25 protein-coding genes are annotated in these 20,834 nt (G+C 50.7%); 21 read left to right on the forward strand and 4 right to left on the reverse strand.

Going from position 1 to position 20,834, the window contains the following annotated elements; genetic code table 11:
- Window positions 1-102 precede the first annotated feature (102 nt).
- Complete coding sequence (locus FYJ85_RS20445; RefSeq protein WP_154420573.1) at window positions 103-1,095, reverse strand: helix-turn-helix transcriptional regulator; 993 nt, start codon at window positions 1,093-1,095, stop codon at window positions 103-105.
- Between the two features lie 133 nt (window positions 1,096-1,228).
- Here FYJ85_RS20445 and FYJ85_RS20450 point away from each other — a divergent pair, with 133 nt between their 5' ends.
- The 13 genes from FYJ85_RS20450 to FYJ85_RS20510 all read left to right on the forward strand — a co-directional run bounded on the left by FYJ85_RS20450 (window position 1,229) and on the right by FYJ85_RS20510 (window position 11,802).
- Window positions 1,229-2,407: a hypothetical protein gene (locus tag FYJ85_RS20450; RefSeq protein WP_154420574.1), complete on the forward strand. Its 1,179-nt coding sequence runs from the start codon at window positions 1,229-1,231 to the stop codon at window positions 2,405-2,407.
- A complete protein-coding gene (locus tag FYJ85_RS20455; protein WP_154420575.1) occupies window positions 2,385-3,332 on the forward strand; it encodes a hypothetical protein in 948 nt (315 codons plus the stop codon). Before FYJ85_RS20450 ends, FYJ85_RS20455 begins: the two co-directional genes overlap by 23 nt.
- Before the next feature lie 257 nt (window positions 3,333-3,589).
- A complete protein-coding gene (locus FYJ85_RS20460) occupies window positions 3,590-4,114 on the forward strand; it encodes an RNA polymerase sigma factor (protein WP_154420576.1) in 525 nt (174 codons plus the stop codon).
- A 73-nt stretch (window positions 4,115-4,187) separates the two neighbouring features.
- Complete coding sequence (locus FYJ85_RS20465; RefSeq protein ID WP_154420577.1) at window positions 4,188-4,994, forward strand: PD-(D/E)XK nuclease-like domain-containing protein; 807 nt, start codon at window positions 4,188-4,190, stop codon at window positions 4,992-4,994.
- A 34-nt stretch (window positions 4,995-5,028) separates the two neighbouring features.
- Entirely contained in the window at window positions 5,029-5,829 is an 801-nt protein-coding gene (locus FYJ85_RS20470; protein ID WP_154420578.1) for a ParB N-terminal domain-containing protein, read from the forward strand.
- Window positions 5,826-6,644: a ParB/RepB/Spo0J family partition protein gene (locus FYJ85_RS20475; RefSeq protein ID WP_154420579.1), complete on the forward strand. Its 819-nt coding sequence runs from the start codon at window positions 5,826-5,828 to the stop codon at window positions 6,642-6,644. Before FYJ85_RS20470 ends, FYJ85_RS20475 begins: the two co-directional genes overlap by 4 nt.
- Window positions 6,637-6,807: a hypothetical protein gene (locus FYJ85_RS20480; protein ID WP_154420580.1), complete on the forward strand. Its 171-nt coding sequence runs from the start codon at window positions 6,637-6,639 to the stop codon at window positions 6,805-6,807. The genes FYJ85_RS20475 and FYJ85_RS20480 overlap by 8 nt, the downstream gene beginning before the upstream one ends.
- A gap of 21 nt (window positions 6,808-6,828) precedes the next feature.
- Window positions 6,829-7,605, forward strand: coding sequence for an ATP-binding protein (locus FYJ85_RS20485; RefSeq protein WP_206213353.1), 777 nt, complete (start codon window positions 6,829-6,831; stop codon window positions 7,603-7,605).
- The gene (gene nrdD / locus FYJ85_RS23380; protein ID WP_235903250.1) at window positions 7,565-7,768 is read left to right on the forward strand and encodes an anaerobic ribonucleoside-triphosphate reductase; all 204 of its coding nucleotides are present in this window, start codon (window positions 7,565-7,567) and stop codon (window positions 7,766-7,768) included. The genes FYJ85_RS20485 and nrdD overlap by 41 nt, the downstream gene beginning before the upstream one ends.
- Before the next feature lie 198 nt (window positions 7,769-7,966).
- Complete coding sequence (locus FYJ85_RS20495) at window positions 7,967-8,443, forward strand: DUF669 domain-containing protein (protein WP_154420582.1); 477 nt, start codon at window positions 7,967-7,969, stop codon at window positions 8,441-8,443.
- The gene (locus FYJ85_RS20500) at window positions 8,440-8,841 is read left to right on the forward strand and encodes a RusA family crossover junction endodeoxyribonuclease (protein WP_154420583.1); all 402 of its coding nucleotides are present in this window, start codon (window positions 8,440-8,442) and stop codon (window positions 8,839-8,841) included. The genes FYJ85_RS20495 and FYJ85_RS20500 overlap by 4 nt, the downstream gene beginning before the upstream one ends.
- On the forward strand, window positions 8,838-9,011 hold the full coding sequence (locus FYJ85_RS20505) for a hypothetical protein (protein WP_154420584.1): 174 nt from the start codon (window positions 8,838-8,840) through the stop codon (window positions 9,009-9,011). The genes FYJ85_RS20500 and FYJ85_RS20505 overlap by 4 nt, the downstream gene beginning before the upstream one ends.
- A gap of 1 nt (window position 9,012) precedes the next feature.
- Window positions 9,013-11,802, forward strand: coding sequence for a DEAD/DEAH box helicase family protein (locus FYJ85_RS20510; RefSeq protein ID WP_154420585.1), 2,790 nt, complete (start codon window positions 9,013-9,015; stop codon window positions 11,800-11,802).
- Window positions 11,803-11,858: 56 nt separating this feature from the next.
- On the opposite strand, the gene add is transcribed toward FYJ85_RS20510, so the two are convergent.
- Window positions 11,859-12,878, reverse strand: coding sequence for an adenosine deaminase (add, locus tag FYJ85_RS20515; protein WP_154420586.1), 1,020 nt, complete (start codon window positions 12,876-12,878; stop codon window positions 11,859-11,861).
- A 109-nt stretch (window positions 12,879-12,987) separates the two neighbouring features.
- Between add and FYJ85_RS20520 the strand changes: the two genes are divergently transcribed.
- From FYJ85_RS20520 to FYJ85_RS20550, 7 genes are all read left to right on the forward strand, one after another.
- Window positions 12,988-13,128 (forward strand): hypothetical protein, encoded by a 141-nt coding sequence (locus FYJ85_RS20520; RefSeq protein WP_154420587.1) that lies wholly within the window; start codon window positions 12,988-12,990, stop codon window positions 13,126-13,128.
- Window positions 13,129-13,143: 15 nt separating this feature from the next.
- Window positions 13,144-13,569 (forward strand): hypothetical protein, encoded by a 426-nt coding sequence (locus tag FYJ85_RS20525; protein ID WP_154420588.1) that lies wholly within the window; start codon window positions 13,144-13,146, stop codon window positions 13,567-13,569.
- Window positions 13,562-13,882, forward strand: a complete 321-nt coding sequence (locus FYJ85_RS20530) for a hypothetical protein (RefSeq protein WP_154420589.1) — start codon at window positions 13,562-13,564, stop codon at window positions 13,880-13,882. Before FYJ85_RS20525 ends, FYJ85_RS20530 begins: the two co-directional genes overlap by 8 nt.
- Entirely contained in the window at window positions 13,872-14,147 is a 276-nt protein-coding gene (locus FYJ85_RS20535) for a hypothetical protein (RefSeq protein WP_154420590.1), read from the forward strand. The genes FYJ85_RS20530 and FYJ85_RS20535 overlap by 11 nt, the downstream gene beginning before the upstream one ends.
- Window positions 14,116-14,547 (forward strand): BRO-N domain-containing protein, encoded by a 432-nt coding sequence (locus FYJ85_RS20540; protein WP_206213354.1) that lies wholly within the window; start codon window positions 14,116-14,118, stop codon window positions 14,545-14,547. Before FYJ85_RS20535 ends, FYJ85_RS20540 begins: the two co-directional genes overlap by 32 nt.
- Entirely contained in the window at window positions 14,531-16,891 is a 2,361-nt protein-coding gene (locus tag FYJ85_RS20545; RefSeq protein WP_154420592.1) for a hypothetical protein, read from the forward strand. Before FYJ85_RS20540 ends, FYJ85_RS20545 begins: the two co-directional genes overlap by 17 nt.
- A gap of 472 nt (window positions 16,892-17,363) precedes the next feature.
- Entirely contained in the window at window positions 17,364-17,594 is a 231-nt protein-coding gene (locus FYJ85_RS20550) for a helix-turn-helix domain-containing protein (protein ID WP_154420593.1), read from the forward strand.
- A 407-nt stretch (window positions 17,595-18,001) separates the two neighbouring features.
- On the opposite strand, the gene FYJ85_RS20555 is transcribed toward FYJ85_RS20550, so the two are convergent.
- Together FYJ85_RS20555 and FYJ85_RS20560 are read right to left on the reverse strand one after the other, a co-directional pair.
- The gene (locus FYJ85_RS20555) at window positions 18,002-18,916 is read right to left on the reverse strand and encodes a nucleotidyl transferase AbiEii/AbiGii toxin family protein (protein ID WP_154420594.1); all 915 of its coding nucleotides are present in this window, start codon (window positions 18,914-18,916) and stop codon (window positions 18,002-18,004) included.
- Window positions 18,913-19,512, reverse strand: a complete 600-nt coding sequence (locus tag FYJ85_RS20560; protein ID WP_154420595.1) for a type IV toxin-antitoxin system AbiEi family antitoxin domain-containing protein — start codon at window positions 19,510-19,512, stop codon at window positions 18,913-18,915. Before FYJ85_RS20560 ends, FYJ85_RS20555 begins: the two co-directional genes overlap by 4 nt.
- A gap of 87 nt (window positions 19,513-19,599) precedes the next feature.
- Here FYJ85_RS20560 and FYJ85_RS20565 point away from each other — a divergent pair, with 87 nt between their 5' ends.
- On the forward strand, window positions 19,600-20,832 hold the full coding sequence (locus tag FYJ85_RS20565) for a DNA modification methylase (protein WP_154420596.1): 1,233 nt from the start codon (window positions 19,600-19,602) through the stop codon (window positions 20,830-20,832).
- Window positions 20,833-20,834: the final 2 nt, after the last annotated feature.

Below are 20,834 nucleotides of genomic sequence, written 5' to 3' on the forward strand. Positions count from 1 at the left end.
AGGAAAATGGAAAACGTTCACGGTTTTTCGATTTTTTTACAAAAAAAATGCGTGCAACCACATTTTCGCGGTTGCACGCAATAGATACAGAATTCTGATTTATCAGCAGGAGTGTGCGTTTATCACATTTCGGGCAGCCTCTATAACCTTTTCCTTCAAGCTGTCAGGTTTCACGACAGTCAACTTCCCACTTTGTTCCAGTATTCGTTGCACCAGGATTTCCTGCGGTGCCACTGGAATTTTTATCAGCTTGAACATGGGATCATCGGTATCCCAGATGATTTCCTGATTTTCATGGAATGGATTGGAAAAAATGGAATCATGAATGTCTTTATGAAAACGCAACACCACGTCTTTCACCGGAGTTAAGGTAAAGCGGATATTGTTGTAAATTTCCGGATCCGGTTCAAACGTTTTCTGGATAACCTCAGCCCTTTGAATCCGATGGATCATAAAATTTCGTGGTTCATCTGCATTACATGCGCGCGCGTAGATATACCAGTTGTTATTACGGAAAAAAAGCGCATGAGGTTCAATGTCTCGCACCGAGGCGTTTCCTTGATAATCGCGATATACAATATGCAGAAGAAAATGATCCCGCCATGCCTGGTAAACTGGTTTAAAAATCGCAGGATCAACATTGCCTGTCCTGGCAGAGAAAAATTTCATTTGTGAAACGAATGAACATTTCTGCAGATCCGGATTGGCTACGTTCAATAGATAATCCACCGCACTGCAAATGTCACTCTTCAACGGTTCAGGGAATATATTTTCGGAAATCCGCCGTCCTACCAGCATCGCCATCATCTGCGATTCGCTTAGGTAAGCCGGATAAGCAAAATCCCAATGAATATCTTTCAGATAATATCCGTGGCGGCTGCGGTCATATTCCCAGGGACAATGAAACTCTTCCTTGAGGATTTTCAGATCCTGCCAGATTGTTTTTCGATCACAAGTAAGAACCATGGTTTCTGTCGTATCAAAAGTGGCTTGTTCAAAAGCTCTTCTGATTTTTGTATAGTTGGGATATTGCTGTTTCCGCATCATATCCACAATGCGAATCATTCGTTTCAGCCGATGTTCACTGACAACCATGTTTCCCTCGATTCAAATTTTTTTTAATTTTTTTTAGTATGGGGAGCATTATTCCCCATACCATATGATAATTTATCCTTCAAAGAGGAAAAGTCAACAAATAAAGTATATGGACAAAGAAAGGAGTAGTTCCATGAGAGCATATAATCCGATGACTGTGATCCGGCAGACTTCCAGATCTGTGTTGAAAGAGTTTTTCACGGAACATAGATGCCTGGAATGTCTGAACTTTGAAAAAGACAAACTCTATGAAATTCAGGATGCCTTTCGAACACTCCCGGAAGGACTCCTCAGAAAAGTGGAAATTGTCATGCGCAATGTCTTCAATCTTGCGGGAAATGAAGCTGTGATACTGCGGTTGCTGGACGAAGCAAAGACGCAGGACGGGGAATTCAATTCTGAAATTCAGCAATTCAAAAACCGTTACGACATGGCTTTTCATATCTATTTACATCATCGGACTCTCTGGGAAAAAGCCTGCACGTTTCTGCAGGTGGACAATCTTCCCGGCCGCCACTGGTGCCGCTGCCCGAATCTTCCGAAACAGACTCCGCGAACAGACCGGAACGCATGTGAGGACTTAGGACGTCAGATTTCCGCATTCTTCTGGCATAAGCAGGTTCGAGGGAAAAAATACCTGATCGAATACCAGAAAAGAACAGGGGATCTGCATTACTACTTTGTTTATCTGAGCGACTATGCAAACAGCTATGAAGCATGGAGTGAACAGAATTCCGAGCTGGAAAGAAAAAATGAAACCCGAGTCATCAATATGGTCTTTGCCTATGATATGCATTTCGGGACGCTGGACACCTATAATCTTGGAGGCACTAAAATTGCCATGGTTCTACAGAAGATTTTCTGCGATACAATTCTCGGCTATCATCTGGTGGACAAACAGATCCTGAAGAGTGCGTTTGACATTGAACGGCTCAAATACCGGAAGAACATTCCGATCGCGTTGCCTCATGTTGGAATTACCCGGGCATGGATCTCCTGCCTTGAATTCAATTATCAGGGGGCCGGCAAGCGGCGGACCCACCGAATGAGCCTGGATGATGTTGTCCGGGATGATGAAATCTACTCCGTAATGGAACATGATCTGAATCGGGAAAATGTGCCTTTGAATGTGATCGTAATTAAATTTGTCAGAATCATTCTGGAAATTGAATGGAACAACTGCAAACGGCGAATGACGATCGAATTGACACGGAACAGTTGCACCTTGAAGAGCAATGCCGATGAACTGAGAAAAATTGGAGAATATTTTATTCAGGAGAATGGAATCGATGTACAGCCAAACCTCTTTTGAAACCCTGTTGGCTTTTGGAAATGTAGCGGAGAACATCGACTTGGACTATTACGGGCTGGAAGTTAACCATCTGGTTCCGGAAGAATGGAACCAGCTTGGAATACTGCAAAAAAGACCGATTGACAAGTTTGTTCGCTGTCGTGGATGTGGAACGTTCATTCCCATATCAATCAGAGATTCCGGCGATGAAATCCAGCTTTGCGCGGATTGCCCGGAATGTGGTCCCTATGAACTTCTTCCAGAGGAAAAAGCAGTTTGGAGAGTTGATTTCACCCCGGTATTTGAATCTGCACGCAAGGCATTGAATTGTGCGGGGTTGGTGAATGAAATCGTCACGAATGCATTGTGGTCTCTGGGCCGGGCTCCGGTTAGCGGGCAGTCTCGTGAGATTTTTGCATGTGCTGGAATCAATACGGAACGCAACTCGGAAATACTGGGACATCTCCCGAAGGGAAAAACTCCGATTTTGCTGGTGCTGGGAGATTCTCCTCTGCCATGCAAACTTGGTTCTTTTCCCTCCGATCAGGTATTTTGTTTTTCACAGCTTGAAAGAATTGAGGATGGAAAGATCGTTTTTGAGACGTCTTGTCTCCATAGTCAGGGCATGACTCCGACCGTTTCGGGAACCTCCTCTCGAAAACTTTCTTCCGGGAAAAACAGCAAGATCGGCGATGTCATCATCAAACTGAAAGCTGAGCTGCGACAATTTATGTGCGGAGTTTATTCAGAGTTCTCACAAGCAGAACGTTCCGGGAAGGATCCTCGTTTTGCCGGGATTCGGCAAAATGAGCTGGCGGCAGCAGCCAATGTCAGTTCCGTCATGGTTAACCGAGCCTTGAAAAAAGATATGGAACTCAAAGCTCTTTTCGATGCCGCCAATAATCCCGGAGCTGCTTACGCTTACGGGAGACGGGTAATGAAGTAATCTGCCAATTGTTTTTTCACTGGATATCCGCATTCAGCCATTGATGCTGAGTGCGGATTTTTTTTGCTTCTGAAATGGGAAAAATTTCATTTGTCGTTTTTTCGTGAAATCGATTTTTGAAATTTTAATTTTTTATTTCGTTGATAACCAATGAGATATGGAATCAAAAGAAATTTCTGTCGTTTTTTCGTGAAATTTTCCTGACTGGTCGAACCCGACGCAATGGTGCGACGGGCGAAACCATCAGGAGCGCAGAAATGCCGAATGTTAAATTTGAAGATGTGTATGCAAACGCATACGTCCGGGAGTCCGTTGCTTACCTCGTCGCTACCACCATCAGACAGTATCCCATGCTTGCGAACAGTGAGAAGGATCTGGAACAGGAATTGTGGATCGCTCTGGCTCGGAAACTCCCGCGTTTCCAGTCCGCGAGAAGTTCGCTGAATAAATTCTGCCGGGTGATCCTGGAGGTCTCATTGAAGGAAATCCGCCGCAAACTTTTCTCCCGGCGTTCCATCGTGGCACGAACCTCCCTGGAGTTGACAATGGAAATGCAGGATTTCCTGACTTGGGATGGCCTTGAAAAGGCGATTCTGATCTTTGATGTTCAAAGCGTTCTGCAAAATCTCTCTCCCGAGCAGAAGGAAATTTGCGAAATGCTCATGGATGGATTCTCCATCAGACAGATCGCCCAGCGCATCAACATTCCGGTGGGAACCCTCTACAAACACCAGATCGCGGAATTGCGAGAAATTTTTACCCTCGCAGGGTTAAAAAAATAGGAAAAACCGTGAACGTTTTCGATTTTTCTGCATATGTACTGAGTGCTTACACATTCAACTCGAAAGGATAAAAATGAACAACACGAATTTCATCATCCATGAACCGGCGGACGAATATCACGCCCGCAGTCGCAGCGGAGAATTTATGTCGAGCCACCTCCTGGCCGACTTCCGGGAATCCCCGGCTCTCTACCGCAGGAAAGTTTCCGGGGAAATCACGGAAAGCGAATCTTCCGCATTCGTCATGGGACGTGCGGCGCACTGCCTGATTCTGGAGGGACGGAACGCCTTTGACCGCGAATATGTTGTGACCGACGGCCCGATCAATCCCCGGACCGGCGAATCCTACGGGCGCAACACCAAGGCGTTTGCGGAATGGGCGGCGACTCAGGAGCGCGAAATCATTTCCGGAAAGGACTTCAGCTTTCTCCTGAAACTGCAGCGCGGCGTCTGGCTGCACCCGCTCGCGTCGGAACTGCTGGCGGACGGAATCGCGGAAGGTGTGGTTCGGGCAGAGTATTGTTCCGTTCCCTGCCAGATCCGGATGGATTGGTTCAGTATGAAGTCCGGACTTGTTGATCTGAAAACCTGCGACAGTCTCCGCTGGTTCGAGTCGGACTGCCGTCGCTATGGCTATATCCAGCAGCTCGCGTTTTACCGGGCGATTCTCCGGATTGTGACCGGCAAAAACTTCCCCGTCCACATCATTGCGGTGGAAAAGAATGAACCGTTTTCCGCCGGGGTCTGGAAACTGACGGATGAACTGCTGGATCTGGCGGAACTTTCCAACAAAAGCGCCCTGGAGCGCTTCCGGGCCTGCTGCATCTCCGGAGTCTGGCCGACCGGATATGAAGATCTCCGTATCATTGACACACTCTGAATTCAAAAAACAGCAAACAGGAAAGGTGAAAATCATGAAGAAAATAATCACAAAAACGCTTGACATCACTCCGGATATGGCGGCCCAAATGCTGGAACGCAACACCATGAACCGGAATATCAGCCAGCTGAACGTTACCCGCTATGCCAATGACATGGCCTCCGGAGCCTGGGAACAGAACGGGGAAACCATCAAAATCGCAGAGGATGGAACGATTCTTGACGGACAGCATCGCCTCTGGGCGATCATTGAATCCGGAGTCACCGTCACAATGATCGTTGTCTACAATGTCAGGAAGGAAGCCGTCGGCTCCATCGACAGCGGAGTCACCAGACTTTTTCATCACCTCCTGAAAATCAAGGGATCCCAGCACCCGACCACGGCGGCAATGATCACAAAATTCGCCTGGATTTACGAGAACTTTGATCGGCAAATGCGTTCAAGTTCGGCAAAGACGGAAACCCGTAATTCGGTTCTGGAACCGTATTATGACGAGAACCGGGATTTGCTTGAACATGCCGCAGCGGTTGCGGAATGCGGCGCGCATCATTTCGTGAAGTCCCATATGGGATTCTGTTTCTATCTCTTTCTGAAGAAAAATCCTCAGAAAGCGGAAGAGTTCATCAAGCTGGTCAAGACCGGAGAAAATCTTTATACCGGGCATCCGATCATGACGCTTCGCAGCAAGCTGATTGATAATCGCATTAGCAAAAACAAGCTGACGGTTCGGGAAACTCTGGCATTCTACATCAAGGCCTGGAATGCGTTTCTGAAAGGCCGCGACCTCTCCGTATTCCGCTGGAACAACAGCGAAGAGCTCCCCGAGGTGAAATGATGGAAGAGAAAATTTCTCTGATGCCGACCATCGCGATCCACACCGCATCGCCTTTCAAAGATCTCTTTCCGATCAAGGAAAGTGTCCTGAACGAGATCGCGGAGGATATGAAGCAGAACGGATTTGATTTTGCCCATCCGATCATCATCTGGGCCGGTCACAAAGTCACAGTAGTGGATGGACATACCCGTCTTGCCGCCGCACAGAAAATTCATCTGAACAAGGTTCCAATCACTTTAAAGGAATTTGCTTCAGAAGAAGAGGCTCTCCAGTATGCCATCAAAGCTCAGAGTCATCGGAGAAACCTGACTGATGGCGAACTGCTGAACTGTATCAAGGAGCTGGATAAAAGAAAGAATTCGGGGCGTCCAGGAAAATCAGCCTCAGGTGAGGCTCATTCCAAAGGGAAATCGGCAGAACAAACAGCCGATCTTCTGGGAATTTCCAGGGCAAAAGTGGAACGTATTCGAACAGTGAATGATCATGCTTCCGATACCACAAAAGCTGCGGTCTTGGCTGGAAAAATGTCTATTAACAAAGCATACAATTCCACAATGAAAAAAAAGCAGCAGGAAAAGATGGGGAAAGATCCCTCTCTTGCTGGAGCCTCACTGCAGGATGTGAAGGAATCCCGCCTTGAAGCACTCAGGGTCAGCATTACCAAGATAATGAAGATACGTCTTGAACGGGAAGTTCAGGAATATCCGGAAATCGGTTATTCTCTTCAGGAACGCAATACCTTGAGCGAGGAACTTTCCACAGAAATTGGCAAACTGATTACAGAGATTTTACCAGGAGAACATGACAATGAATAACAATGAGGAAACCATGTGTTCAAGGCGACCGCAGGAAAAGAGCGAACTCGATGCGGATACGGAGTTGGTGCATTCCATCATGGCAAACATTCATGCCCGGATGAATGAGATACAAATCCGCAAACTGGTGAAAGCACTTCAGATTGAATTGGCAAACTGCTGAAAAGAGGAAAGGAAACAGATTATGAGCATGCTTGACAACATTCAAACCGGGCGGGAAAACAAGCCGCCTCGAATCATGATTTACGGCAGCGAAGGCGTGGGGAAGTCAACGTTTGGAGCATCCGCGCCGGGAGCGATCTTCATCCAGACCGAAGACGGTCTCGGCGAAATCGACTGCCGGAAATTCCCGCTTGCACATTCGCTTTCCGAGGTGATCGCAGAACTGACCGCGCTTCGGGACGAAGCTCACGAGTTCCAGTCCGTCGTTGTGGATTCCGTTGACTGGCTCGAGCGCCTCATCTTCGACGAGGTATGCCGCGAATTCGGTGTCCGTTCCATCGAAAAAGCCGATGGCGGCTACGGCAGGGGATATACCCATGCGCTGACTCACTGGCGCAAGGTCATCAGCCTGCTTCAGGAACTGCGTGACAAGCGCGGAATGATGGTCATTCTGGTCGCCCATGCGAAGGTCGAACGGTTCGAAGATCCGGAAAACGCCGCCTACGATCGCTACACACCGCGTCTTCACAAGCACGCTGCGAGCCTGATCGCGGAATGGGTCGACGCCGTTCTGTTCGCGAACAAGAAGTTCCGGGTGACGAAGGAAAACGCCGGATTCAACGGAGAACGCGCGATCGCCGCTCCCATCGGCGCGGATGGCGGGGAACGCATCATCCGCACGGTGGGAAGCCCCGCCTGCATCGCGAAGAACCGTTACGGTCTGCCGTCGGAAATTCCGCTCTCGTGGCAGGCATTCATTGAGGCATACACAAAAATCGAGGAGAACCATCATGAGTAAGTGCGGAGCCATCTGCGAGGTCTTCAGTCGCGTCTGCGGGTATTTTCGGCCCGTGACGAACTGGAATAAGGGCAAGCAGGAGGAATTCAAGGAAAGAAAGGCTTTCGAGGTGACAAAAAATGCACGAAAAAATCCGGACGGCAAATCGTCCGCTGGTGTGTGACGTCTGCGGCGGAATGATCCAGGTTGGGGAACCGTTCCGTGCTGTGCGGGATGAGTATTCGCCTGTTGAGTATCACGAACACATCCAGTGTCCCGGCACTCCGGCTGTCGCGGTAAGCAAACCGCCCCCGGAACCGCCGAAAATTACAGCATTCAATCACCACTGCCATTGCATGGCATAACATGGAAGGAAACACAAATGTCCACAATCAATTTCAACGCGAACGAAGTCGAACCATCGACCGGTTATGATCCGATTCCGGCCGGGAAATACCAGGCTGTCATCACCGAATCGGAAATGAAGCCCACTAAGACGGGAAACGGGCAGTATCTCCAGCTGGAATTCGAGATCATCGAGGGTGAATACAAGAACAGGAAGGTCTGGGCGCGGCTGAATCTGGAAAATGCGAACGCGGACGCGGTTCGGATCGCCCGGGCGGATCTCTCCGCCATCTGCCGAGCGGTGAATGTGCTTCAGCCGCGTGATTCGGTGGAACTGCACAATCTTCCGCTCACAATCACCGTGCGCTGCAAAAAGAATCAGGATGACGAGATCGTCAACGAGATCAAGGGCTACGGTCCGCGAACGTCTCTTTCCGGCGTTGCCGCAGCCAAGCCCGCGACGCCGCCTCCGCAGAGCGGTGCGAACTCCGCGCCCCCATGGGCAAGGAAATGACATTGGAACTGGAACTGCCGTGGCCGCCCAGCGTGAATCATTACTATCGGCATGTCGGTCCGAGGGTGCTGATCTCCCGTGACGGGCGGAAGTTCCGGGAGCGTGTGGTTGCACGTTTCCGGCAGGATCATACACGGGGATTTGCCGGTCCGGTGGAGCTGTTCATTGAACTGTATCCGCCGGACAATCGACGCCGGGATGTGGACAACTCTCTGAAGTGTCTCCTGGACACCTTCACACATGCCGGGCTTTACAATGACGACAGTCAGATCTGCAAGCTGACCGTCATCAAACGCGAACCGATGCCTCCGGACGGAATGGCTTATATAAGGATTTCAGAATGGAAGAACGAAGACAGAACGGCGGACGACGCAGGCAAATCGTCCAGGAATTCGTGAAGAACATCACCGACGATACCCGGCGACTGGTCTGTTTCCTCTATATGAACGGCTACAAAGACGGCGCGATCCGGAAAATCCTGAAGATTGACAGACAGCGTCTCGAGCAAATCAAAACACAGCTTGCCTTTGACCTGATCAAGGCGGGCATACGGAATTCGGAGGGCTGAAATGATCGTTCCTCGACCGTATCAGTCCGAGGCGGTTGAGGCTGTTTACGAGCATCTCCGCACAAAAGACAACAACCCATGCGTTGTGTTGCCCACGGGCTGTCACGCAAAAGATCACCCAATTTTGATGTATGACGGAACTGTCCGGAAAGTACAGGACATATCGGTTGGTGATATCATCATGGGCGCAGACTCAACCCCTCGGCATGTGCTTGCTCTGGCTCGCGGACGTGAACCTATGGCACGGATTACGCCAATCAAGGGCGAACCATTTGTGGTTAATATGAATCACATTCTGTCTCTGGTCAGCACAAACGAAGGGAAAGGCGATTTCACTTGTTACCAGAAAGGGGGCGAAATTACCAACATAACTGTCCGGGAGTATCTGACAAAATCGAAATCATGGAGGCATTTGAGGAAACTCTATCGCGTTCCGGTGAACTTTTCAATCCCGAAGAACTTACCGATTCCGCCGCACATTCTGGGATTGCTCCTCGGCGATGGGATAATGACTAACGCCATCGGATTGACCAGCGCGGAAGAGGAACTTGGTGATGAATTCAGTCGATATGCAGAAAGTATCGGCTGTTCAGTCCGTGTTACCGAAAATGACCGGAATGTGCCGACATACTATGCTGTCGTTGCAAAGGGAGCGAAAAATCCTCTCTTTGAAATACTGCACCAGCTGGGTTTGCGCGGGCATTGCGCTCATAACAAGTTCATTCCCAAGGAATATTTGACCGCTTCCCGATCCGACAGATTGCAATTGCTGGCTGGACTTCTTGACAGTGACGGCTTTTTCGACGGTCATTGTTTGGAAATCACCACACAATCCCGGGAACTTGCCGGTGATATTGTTTTTCTTGCAAGAAGTCTTGGATTCATGGCGAACTGTCATGAGAAATATTGCGCCTGTCAGACCGGAGCCGGTGGCTGGTACTACCGGGTGCATATTTCCGGCGATTTGTCGCCGATCCCATGCCGTAGAAAACGGCATGTCTTTCATGTTCGCCAGCAAAAGAAAAATGTACTTCGTACAGGTTTCTCGGTAGAAATCTTATCGGAGGATGATTTTTATGGATTTGAACTGGACGGTGACCATTTGTATGTTGATGGAAACTTTGTAGTCCATCACAATACGGGCAAAAGTCTGGTTCTCGCTCAGATCGCAAAGGATTCCGTGGAAAAATGGAATGGACGCGTGCTGATCCTTGCCCATGTCAAGGAATTGCTGGAACAGAATGCCGACAAGATCCGCAAACTCTGCCCGGAGTTGAAGATCGGCATCTATTCCGCCGGACTCAGGAGCCGCGACACCACGGAGCAGGTCATTGTCGCCGGAATTCAAAGCGTATACAACAAGGCTTGCGAGCTGGATGCCTTCGATCTTGTGGTTGTAGATGAGGCCCATGCAATCAGTAGCGAAGGAGATGGTATGTACCGAACCTTTCTGGCCGATATGAAGATCATCAACCCACACGTCCGGGTGATCGGGCTGACGGCAACACCCTTCCGGCTCAAGGGCGGGCTCATCTGCAAGCCGGAGAACATCCTGAACGAGATCTGCTATGAAGCGGGACTCAAGGAAATGATTCAGCAGGGGTATCTTTCCCCGCTGATTTCCCGGGCGGGCCGCGCGGAGGCGAATCTGGCAAACCTGCACATCCGTGGCGGTGAGTTCATCAGCGACGAGGTCGCCGCAGCAATGGACAACGAGGCGCTGGTGACATCCGCCTGCAGGGAGATTGTGGAACTGACCCGTGACCGCAAGTCTGTGCTGATTTTCACCGCTTCGGTGGATCATTGCAAGCATGTTGCGGAAAAAATCCAGGCGTTTTCCGGCAAGGAGTGTGCGATCGTGACCGGTGATACGTCGCCTGCCGAACGGGCTGAAATCATCGCCCGGTTCAAGGGGGAATTCATCCCGGCGGATCTTTTCGGAACACCGAAGCCCCCGCTCAAGTTTCTGGCGAACGTCAACGTCCTTACGACTGGCTTCGATGCGCCGAACACGGATTGCGTTGTAATGCTCCGCCCGACGAATTCGCCGGGATTGCTGATTCAGTGCGCTGGACGCGGGACGCGCCTCAGTCCGGAAACCGGAAAAAGTTCGTGCCTTTTTTTGGACTACGGGGGCAACATTCTGCGGCACGGTCCGCTCGACATGATCAAGGTCAAAGAGCCCGGCTCCGGGAAAGGCGGTGATGCCCCGGCGAAGAAGTGTCCGCAATGCCTCGCGCTCATCCACGCCGGATATACGGCGTGTCCTGAATGCGGGTATGTGTTTCCGCCGAAGGAAAACAATGACAAGATGACGCAGACGGCATCGTCCGCCGGTGTGATTTCCGGACAGGTGGATTATACCGATTACGAGGTGCTGGATGTGTATTACTGCGTCCACGAAAAACGGGGTGCCGATCCCGACGCCCCCAAAACCATGCGGGTGGATTATCAGGTCGGCTTCAACGAGTTCAAATCGGAATGGGTCTGCCCGGAACATACCGGCTATGCCCGCGGCAAGTTCGAGAAATGGTGGCACGAACGCGCCGCGCTCGGCTGCCCGATGCCGAGGAGCGCGCGGGAAGCCGTTTCGCTGGCCAACGAGGGGCTTCTGGCGGCTCCTGAGAGCATCACCGTTAAAACGATCGCGGGAGAACGTTTCGAGCGTGTAACGGGCTTCCGGTTAAAAGAGCGTCCCGTCATGCGAGAACCGGGAGAGGACCTGGAACCCGGCGAAACGTGGACATCCCCCGCACCGCCTGACGATCTTGAAGACGATATCCCGTTTTGATTGTCGGAATATTATTTTATTCAGCTTATGGAGGTTTTACTTTTGCAGTTTTGTGCTTAACTATACAATGCAGTTTTGATTTGATTCCGCCATTTTTCCTTTTGTTCTTTTGGAAGAAATGAGGCATCAATCCCATTGATTGCCAGTTGAAATATTTCATTAGTCGTCAGATTCAGAGCCTGATGGACTGCTGCCCAGTTATCACTGGCATAGCCTAGGAAATAAGCGGGATCATCCGAATTGATTGTCACACATAATCCACGGGAAAGCATTTGCTTCAGAGGATGTTCAGAGAGATTTTTGACAACATTCAAACGAAGATTGGAAATGGGACACATTGTCAGCGGGATGCGCTTTTCCACAAGGGTTTGCATCAGATCTGGATCGTGTATGGCGGCATTGCCATGATCAATACGGTCGACATTGAGTTCGACAGCCTCATGGACATATGCCGCTGGACCTTCCTCTCCAGCATGGACACAGATACGGAATCCCCGCTCTCTGCATGCATCGAAATATGGTCTGAAACGCGATGGCGGATTCCCGTTTTCTGCTCCGCCCATGCCAAAGGCAGCAATCTGATGATACCATGGAGTCAGCTCATCCAGTGCTTGCAAAGCCTCTTCCACGGGACGAGTCCGCATTACAGTTCCCATGTAAAGGCAGGAAATACGTTCTTGCATATCATGAACAGCACTGAAAACAGCGCGCATGATAGCATGAAGAGGCAGTTTTTCTTTTCGGAAAATTTGTGGATTGAAGAAAAATTCTGTATGGACTACCCCATCAGCAGAAGCTCTTTGAAGATAAGCATGCGTAAGATCGTAAAAGTCCTGTTCTGTGACTAGAACCTCGCACCCCTTATAATAGACGGCGAGAAAACCGGAAAGATCACGAAACTTGCACGCTTCATACAGGCACTTCGGATTTTTCCATGGCAGAGAGATATGATTTCGAGCTGCAAACTTGAAAAGCATTTCCGGTTCGAGTGTGCCTTCCAGATGAACATGCAAATCGGTTTTGGGTAATTTTACAAAATCGTAATGTTGAGTGGATTTTATTGATAACAGAGTCATATACACATGCCTTTCCCTAATGTAATATAACTCAGGTTTTCATTTTATCCAACCTTCAACATAAGACATGAAAGGGGAAAAGACAGAGGCTTGATTTTGAGGAGAGAGCATGAATGCAGCAAAGATTTTCCCGATCATCCTGATCGCACTGGACGTCGGCGCAGCGATCGTTTACGCCTGCTGCGGCGACTGGAAACACATGACATACTGGCTTGCGGCCGCCACACTGACCGCGACTGTCACATTTTAACCCTGGGAGATTTCCATGTCTACACGAGGACTCATTGCAATCGAGGCCGCCGACCGGAGCTGCCGCTCCATTTACGTTCACTTCGACATGTATCCTTCCGGCGCGGGTGTTTGCCTGAATGCACACTACAACACGAAAGAGCGCATCGAAGCTCTGTTTGCGCTCGGTGATCTCTCCGGCCTGGGCGGGCGTTTGTCGAACGACGATCCTGAACCCGATGCGCAGGATGTCTGCCACGCCTACCACCGGGATTATGGCGAGGAATTGTGTCCGCCCCGGGTCTGGGCTGACGCCGGTGAAATGCTCGCCCGGGCGGAGGATGCTTACTGGGCGGAATATGTGTATCTGTTCCGCGACGGCAAGTGGTATGTGAATACGGCCTACTGTCCGAAAGAGTGGCGGCTGGTCGAAGAGGTGCTCAAGGAGCGGAACAATGGCTGAAATCGAATGGAAAATCACCGAACAGATGCTGAGTCAGGAGCTGGTCAGCACCGATAATCGCTGGCACATTTCCAAGACGCAGAGCGGGGATGCCGACGCGGAGTTCTTTCTGACCAACTACGACCTGCTTCTGAGTCCGCACGGGACAGGGAGGGATTACAGGGAGTGCTTTGAGTCGTTCATCGCCGATTGCGACGATTACATCCGGAAAGTCATCGCGATTCGTGACGAGGCACGGATGCACATGGAGAAACTGCTGAAAGCTGCGGAGTCTCTTGAAAATCAGAACAGGGAGTCCTCGCATGAACATTGAAATCGCGCTGGCGCAAATCTTTTCCGAGGTCGAGAGAGCCGAAAAACTGCATCCCGACTGGCCGACAAACCCGATTCATCAGGCGGCCATCGTAACGGAAGAAGCGGGAGAGCTTTTGCAGGCAAGCCTGAATCACAATGAACGCAGGGGATCGAAAAAGGCGATGATCACGGAAGCCATCCACACGGCGGCAAGTGTGATCCGGTTTTTGAAAAACATCAATGAGGAGTCCGATGAATCCTTTCACAACGTATCAGTTCCGTAAAATGCCGGTCCGGATTGTGCGGAAGAGCGATAAAAATTACTTCGTGATCCGCGACATCTGCAACATTCTCGGCTGGAGCAATCCCAACCGGGAACTGGCAAAACACACCGAAAACGTTCCGCTTTATGAACGGATCCGGACACCCGGCGGACTGCAGGTCGTCCGGCTTGTCCCGCGCGCGGACGTTGAGAAACTGCTTGCCGCAAACTCTGGACACAAGGCTCTGCTTCTGGAACGCTACCTGAGAAACGAAGTATTTCCCAAGCTGGACGCGGAGGAGAAGGCAGCGGCGCAGGTCAGAGCTCTGATCGTGGGATTCATTTCCACGATGCACACACTCATGACGGAACAGTATTTCGCCGACAAATATCATGGAGAACGCAATGACCGACGCAAATGAAATCACCCATGCTCTGCGCCTCTGGTTTCAGGCCGGAGACGTGTTCGAGGTGCGTGTACTGGACGCGGTCAGCGCCGATTACCGGCGGGAGCATATCGAGTCCGGTTATTTCGATTACGAGCACATCTCCGCCGTCCCGGAGGCGCTGAAGCGCCTGCTCTCCTTTCGCGGAGTTTATGTCACGGTCAATCCGGTCAATCCCGATCTGCTTGCCCGCGCGGTGAACCGTCTGCGTCCGGCGGGGCGGAATCCGACGACCGCCGACACAGATATTGTCCGGCGGCGCTGGCTTCTGATTGACTGTGATCCCAGACGCGCCTCCGGCGTGTCCAGCTCGAATGCGGAACATGAATCCGCGCTGGCCAAGGCACGCGAGATCCGCGACGGGCTTTCCTCCCTTGGCTGGCCCAAGCCAGTGTTGACCGATTCTGGCAATGGGGCACAGCTGATGTACCGGATCGACCTCCCGGCGGACGACGGCGAGCTGGTGCGCCGGGTGATCGGCGAAATCGCAAAGGCCTCGTCCGAACAGGTCGCGATCGACACGTCGGTTCACAATCCGGCGCGGATCTGGCGGCTTCCCGGGACGATGAACTGCAAGGGCGACTCCATCCCGGAACGTCCGCACCGTATGGCCCGGATTCTGGAAGAACCGCAAGATATTGTGCCTGTATCCAAGGAGCAAATGCAGGATATTGTGTCGCATCAGAGTGAAGACACTCAAACAGACGTTCCGGATGACGAGTGGAAACACACAATGCCGGCGTTTGATCTGGACTCCTGGATCGCGCAGTACTGCCCCGAACTTGGTTCTCCGCAGCCGTGGAAGGGCGGACGCAAGTGGATCTTCCCCGTCTGCCCGTTCAACGAGGCGCATACCAACAAGTCCGCCGTTCTGATTCAGGAACCGTCCGGGGCGGTGGCATTCAAATGCCATCACAACGGCTGTTCCGGCAATGACTGGCGCGCCTTGCGTGAACTTCGCGAACCCGGATGCTACGACCGCCGGGAGGAAGCGAACTCCGATGTGGATCTGAGCGGAATCTTGAAGCCGAACAGGATCGAAAAGCAGGAAAAGGAGGCTCCTCTCTTTCCCAATCCCGGACCTGTGCCGGACAAGCTGTTGTCGATCCCCGGATTCATTGATGATGTCGTCAAGCTCTCGATGCAGTCGGCTCCGTATCCGAACCGTGTTCTTTCGTTCACCGGCGCACTGGCGCTCCTGGCGTTTCTCGTCGGGCGAAAGGTGCAGGACAAGCGCGACAATCGGAGCAACATCTATCTCATCGCGCTGGCAGACAGCGGAACCGGCAAAGATCATCCGCGCAAGGTGAATTTCAATATCGCCTTCCGCGCGGGAGTCGCCGGGGCGATCGGCGATGCCTTTGCTTCCGGAGAAGGACTGGAGGATGCCCTGTTCATGCACCCGTCCATGTTGTTTCAGGCGGATGAGTTCGACTGTATTTTCAATACTTTGAAATACAGTAAAGACAACCGGGCGGAATCCATCAACGAAAAACTGTTGAAGTTCTATGGCGCGTCCAACACCATCTATCCGCTGCGCAAAAAAGCATCAGCGAAGAAAAAAGACGGCACTGTTCATGAGATCGCGCATATTGTGAATCCGAATCTGGTTCTGCTGGGAACCGCGATTCCGCAGTATTTCTATGAATCGCTTTCCCGGCGTGTGCTTGAAAACGGGCTGGTCGCCCGGTGCATCATCGTGGAAGCGGGCAAACGTGGCGAAGCCGGGAATCCCCAGCCGATCACGCCTTCGGACTCGCTGATCCGCGCGGCAACCTACCTCGCGAATCTCGATGTGAACGGCAATCTGACAAACGAGTATCCAAAGCCGCTGATCATTACGGAAACGCCCGAGGCAACTGCCGCGCTCCGGGAAGTACAGCTCGAATGCGACCGGCGTTACAACTTCTATGAAGCACAGAACGAAGGAGCCGCCAAGGCATTGTGGGCGCGCGCTCATGAAAAGGTGTGCAAGCTCGCCATGCTGCACGGCATCAGCGGCAATGTCTATAACCCGCTGATCACGGAGAAATCCGTGCGATGGGCGTGGAAGTTCATTGATCATCTGACGCAGCGGATGCTGTATATGGCTGACCGCTATGTCTATGAAAACATCTTCGATGAGAAATGTCAGAGAGCAATCCGCAAACTGCAGGAGCATGGCGGCCGGTTGTCGCACAGCAAACTTCTGCGGCTTTTGCACGAGTCTGCGGACTCCATGAAGAAAATCGCAGAAACCCTGCAGGAAAAGGGCACTGTTCAGGTAGAATATGACTCTTCAGTCAGACCTGCGGCAAAAATATACCGGCTCGTGGAATGATTCACAAAAAACAATGTGAACGGTCCAGGGCTTCCCGGAAAAAAAGATGCAAAATGCCGGGAAAAGTGAAGGAAAAAAGTGTGAATAGCAGAATGAAAAGAGAAGAACAGAAAAAAATAATAATATATATATTTACCCTCAAAATATATTATTTTTCTTCTGTTTTTTTTAGCTTTTCACCACTTCACAGCTGTTCCCGGACTTCTTTCTTTTTTTCATTTGCATATAAAGAGCCGTGAAAGCCGTGAACAACATTTTTGAAAGGATTTTTATGAAAACAGAAGATCGGCACATTAAGACATGTTCCGAATGCAAATTTTTTGATTCCAGAGGCAAAGGCTCCGGCAGTATTTGCCGCCGCCACGCACCGTCAACTGTCAGGTATGCACATTCCCCGTACATAGAGTGGCCGGTCGTCAAGGAAGATGACTGGTGCGGTGAGTTCAAACACAAAAAGTAAAGGAAAACAGCCATGTCCGTTTATGCTAACGCGGCAGATGTGCTGCCGTCCGAACTGCTCAAGGCGGTTCAAAAGCATTGGCGCGGTCTGCTTTATATCCCTCCGGTGAACTACAAGTCAAAGGCAGACAAGAACTTCGTGCAGAACATGGTTGCCTCCGGCACTCCCATCGGCGAGGTCGCAGATATGATCGGACTCACCCCACGGCGGATTTATCAGATCCAGAAGAAAAACCGGGAATAGCCGATGCACTCATGAGCCTCCGTCACTTTTTCGTCACTTTTGTCGAAATGACGGAAGAATCCGTCACTTATTTTAAGGGTATTTCCAGCCTCATAGAAGCACAGAGACTTCGAGGGGTCGAAAATGAGGCGGCGAGGCTTATGCGCATTCCAGAGTCAACGGTTCCCCCCTTGAAAGGGATTTTTCGAGGGCGCGCGGAAGGAGTCGGCGTTATAAGCAGACTTGCTTGCAGGTGATAAAATTTTTATGCTCGTTGATTATCAACGACTTGCGATCCACTCCGACAGTGCGCCTACACGCCCCCGGACAGCCCTCTTACGCGCGCGACAGGAGGTTCTCCGGGGGCTGTATAGCGGGTCGGAATCGAACGCGACAGCGGGGCTGTCTGCCCCATTTCCGGCGAGGACTTATTCCCAGCCTTGCGCCGCTTTCCACTGAGTGGGCGTATCGGTGCGCGGCAGAAGAACTGGGAGCAGAAAGCTCTTGATTCGCAATGCCGCATCATAAAAATTCCCCGGATTTTCGCGGAGTTGGTTTTTGCGGATGAATGCGTTCCATTGGGTTTGCTTCATTGGAGACATCATAAACTCATCCGAGAAACATTCAGGAATGGAACCAGGCAACGGGATATTACGTCGCTTAAAGGTGTTGCAGAGTGCCAGCCTCAAAGTTTTGTAGTCAAAATTGAAAAGCTCAGAAAGGAGCCATATGTCATAAAAATCTTTCATTCTGCTGTTCGCGAAGCCTTTGGTAATCATTGCTTCGGCTTTTTCTGCAATAGAAGTTTCTTTTGGATAAATCCTCAATTTGGGAGAAAGTCCTCCCAACAATACGGGAAAATATGCTGTTTCTGCTGCCGGGGTAATTGCATCACCAATGCCGATATCAAACTGAAGGGGAATTCGGGCATTTCCAAGAAAGGCATTCAAGACAATTCGCGTTCCGCCATATTCTGTGTCTTCCCGAATGGTAGATATCGTTATGGAGTTTGCATCATAGCTCATGCCATCTTCCAAATGACCCGGTAATGAGCAGAGTTGCCGGAAAATGATTTTTAAATGTTCTTCATCTGCTTGGCCGAAACACAAAAGATCGGAATCAATTGTGGGGCGAAAGCTCCAGCCGTTTTGCCAAATAATAAAAAGATTTCCACCTTTCAGAACGAACTGAGCTGCATATGCAGAAACGCTCAACCGATAAAGAAATCTTTCTGTGGCATAGCGAATCAGAAGATGGTTGAAAAAATATCCTTTTTGTTTCGCCAGATTTTTAAGTCTGGTAAAAATAGAATGCGCATAGTTGGTTGGATTCGGCTTACTCATGACAGAATCAATTCCTCATAAGGGCGGATAACGTTTTTTACTCGGCAGATTTCTGCGGCATTGTGAAGTTCAGAAGGCGTGAACATCTTTTTTCGATATCCCTCTTTCAGAGCTTCCAGAGCAACGTCCAATCCGATTTTATTGCGGAATTTGAAACAGTCGGCTACTGTTTTGGCAGCGGAAAAAACTTTGAATTTGAGTCCATTGAGTTCTCGTTCCTCAATCCCATAAGAATAAACTGCATCAGTCAGTCGTATGCAGTGAATGGGAAATTGCACGGAAGGGATTCGTGCCCCCTGCCGAATTGCGATCCAGAGGGTATTTGCCAACTGAGTAGTGAACTCATGAATTTGAAGTGCGGAAATCAGGCAAACCACAAAGTCCGTCTTTTTACGAACCAGCAGTTCTATTTCTGGATATTGGGTTATTTCCGTTTCAGGAGGAGTGTAAATCCCGCGACAAGCGCGTTCTAATTTACCTTTGCGACAATAATGAGCGAGCATTTGCGCTGAAATACCTGCCGTGTGCGCTTCTTCCGCTGTAAATGGCTTTTGCTGTTGCAGCAGTTTTTCGATTTTTTCCTGAGCTGGAGTCATAATCAATCCATTTTTTATTTTCTGTCATTAAATATAAATCTTTAATGACACTTTTTCAAATAAAAAAATCAACAAAAGGAGAAAAAGATGCAAATCATCAACATGAAACTCTCGGAGATCCATCCGTATGAGAAGAACCCGCGCTTCAACGACGGCGCGGTGGAGGCGGTTGCCAACTCGATCAAGGAGTTCGGCTTCCAGCAGCCAATTGTCGTGGACAAAGATTTCGTCGTGATTGTCGGCCACACAAGGCTGAAAGCGGCGGAACAGCTCGGCCTCACGGAAGTTCCGGTGGTGATCGCGGAAAACCTCACGCCGGAACAGGTGCAGGCGTATCGAATCGCGGACAACAAGACCGGCGAGATCGCGGAGTGGAACTACGACCTGCTGCCGATCGAACTGCGCGATTTGCAGGAAAAGGATTTTGACCTGTCGCTCCTCGGATTCGACACCGATGAGCTTGACCGTCTGCTGAACGGAAGTTCCGAAGAAAATGTGGTTGCCGAGGGAGAGACGGATGCTGACGCCGTCCCGGATGTCCCGGAAGAGCCGGTCAGTCAGCCGGGGGTGATCTATCAGCTCGGCAAGCACCGGCTCATGTGCGGCGATTCCACCAGGGCGGCAGATGTCGCCCGTCTCATGAGCGGCGGGGAAGCGGATCTCGTTTTCACCGATCCGCCGTATGGCGTCAGTTATCGCGGAGTGAACAATCCGGGCGGCCGACTGTGGGAGGTCATTGAAAACGACGATCTGCGCGGGGAAAAACTTTCGGAGTTCCTGCTTGCCGCATTCAAAAATCTGAAAGCGAGCCTCCGGGAAAAGCGGGCGTTCTACATCTGGTATGCCAGCAGCAATCATTTGCAGTTTGAACACGCCATCATTGATGCCGGACTGAAATCCAAACAGGTATTGTTCTGGAACAAGGGAATGATCCTTGGTCACAGCGATTACCATTGGGCGGCGGAACCGTGCTTTTACGGCTGTCATGAGGGCGAGAACTGCGAGTGGTTCGGCGACCGCTGTCAGACGACGGTCTGGGACATCAAGCGGGACAACACGCGGGAATATGTGCATCCGACGCAGAAACCGACTGCGCTGGCGATCAAGGCGATTTTCAACTCTTCGAAGGCGGGCGAGACTGTGCTGGATCTGTTTGGCGGCTCGGGCAGCACGCTGATCGCCTGCGAGCAGACAAACCGCGTCAACTGCACGATGGAGTTCGATCCGAAATATGTGGACGTGATCCGCCGCCGCTGGGCGGAGTTCGTCCATGGCGAGGGCTGTGACTGGCAGGCGCTTACTCCGGCGGTCGAAGAATAAAG

It is taken from the genome of Victivallis lenta, from assembly GCF_009695545.1.
GTDB classification, from domain to species: domain Bacteria; phylum Verrucomicrobiota; class Lentisphaeria; order Victivallales; family Victivallaceae; genus Victivallis; species Victivallis lenta.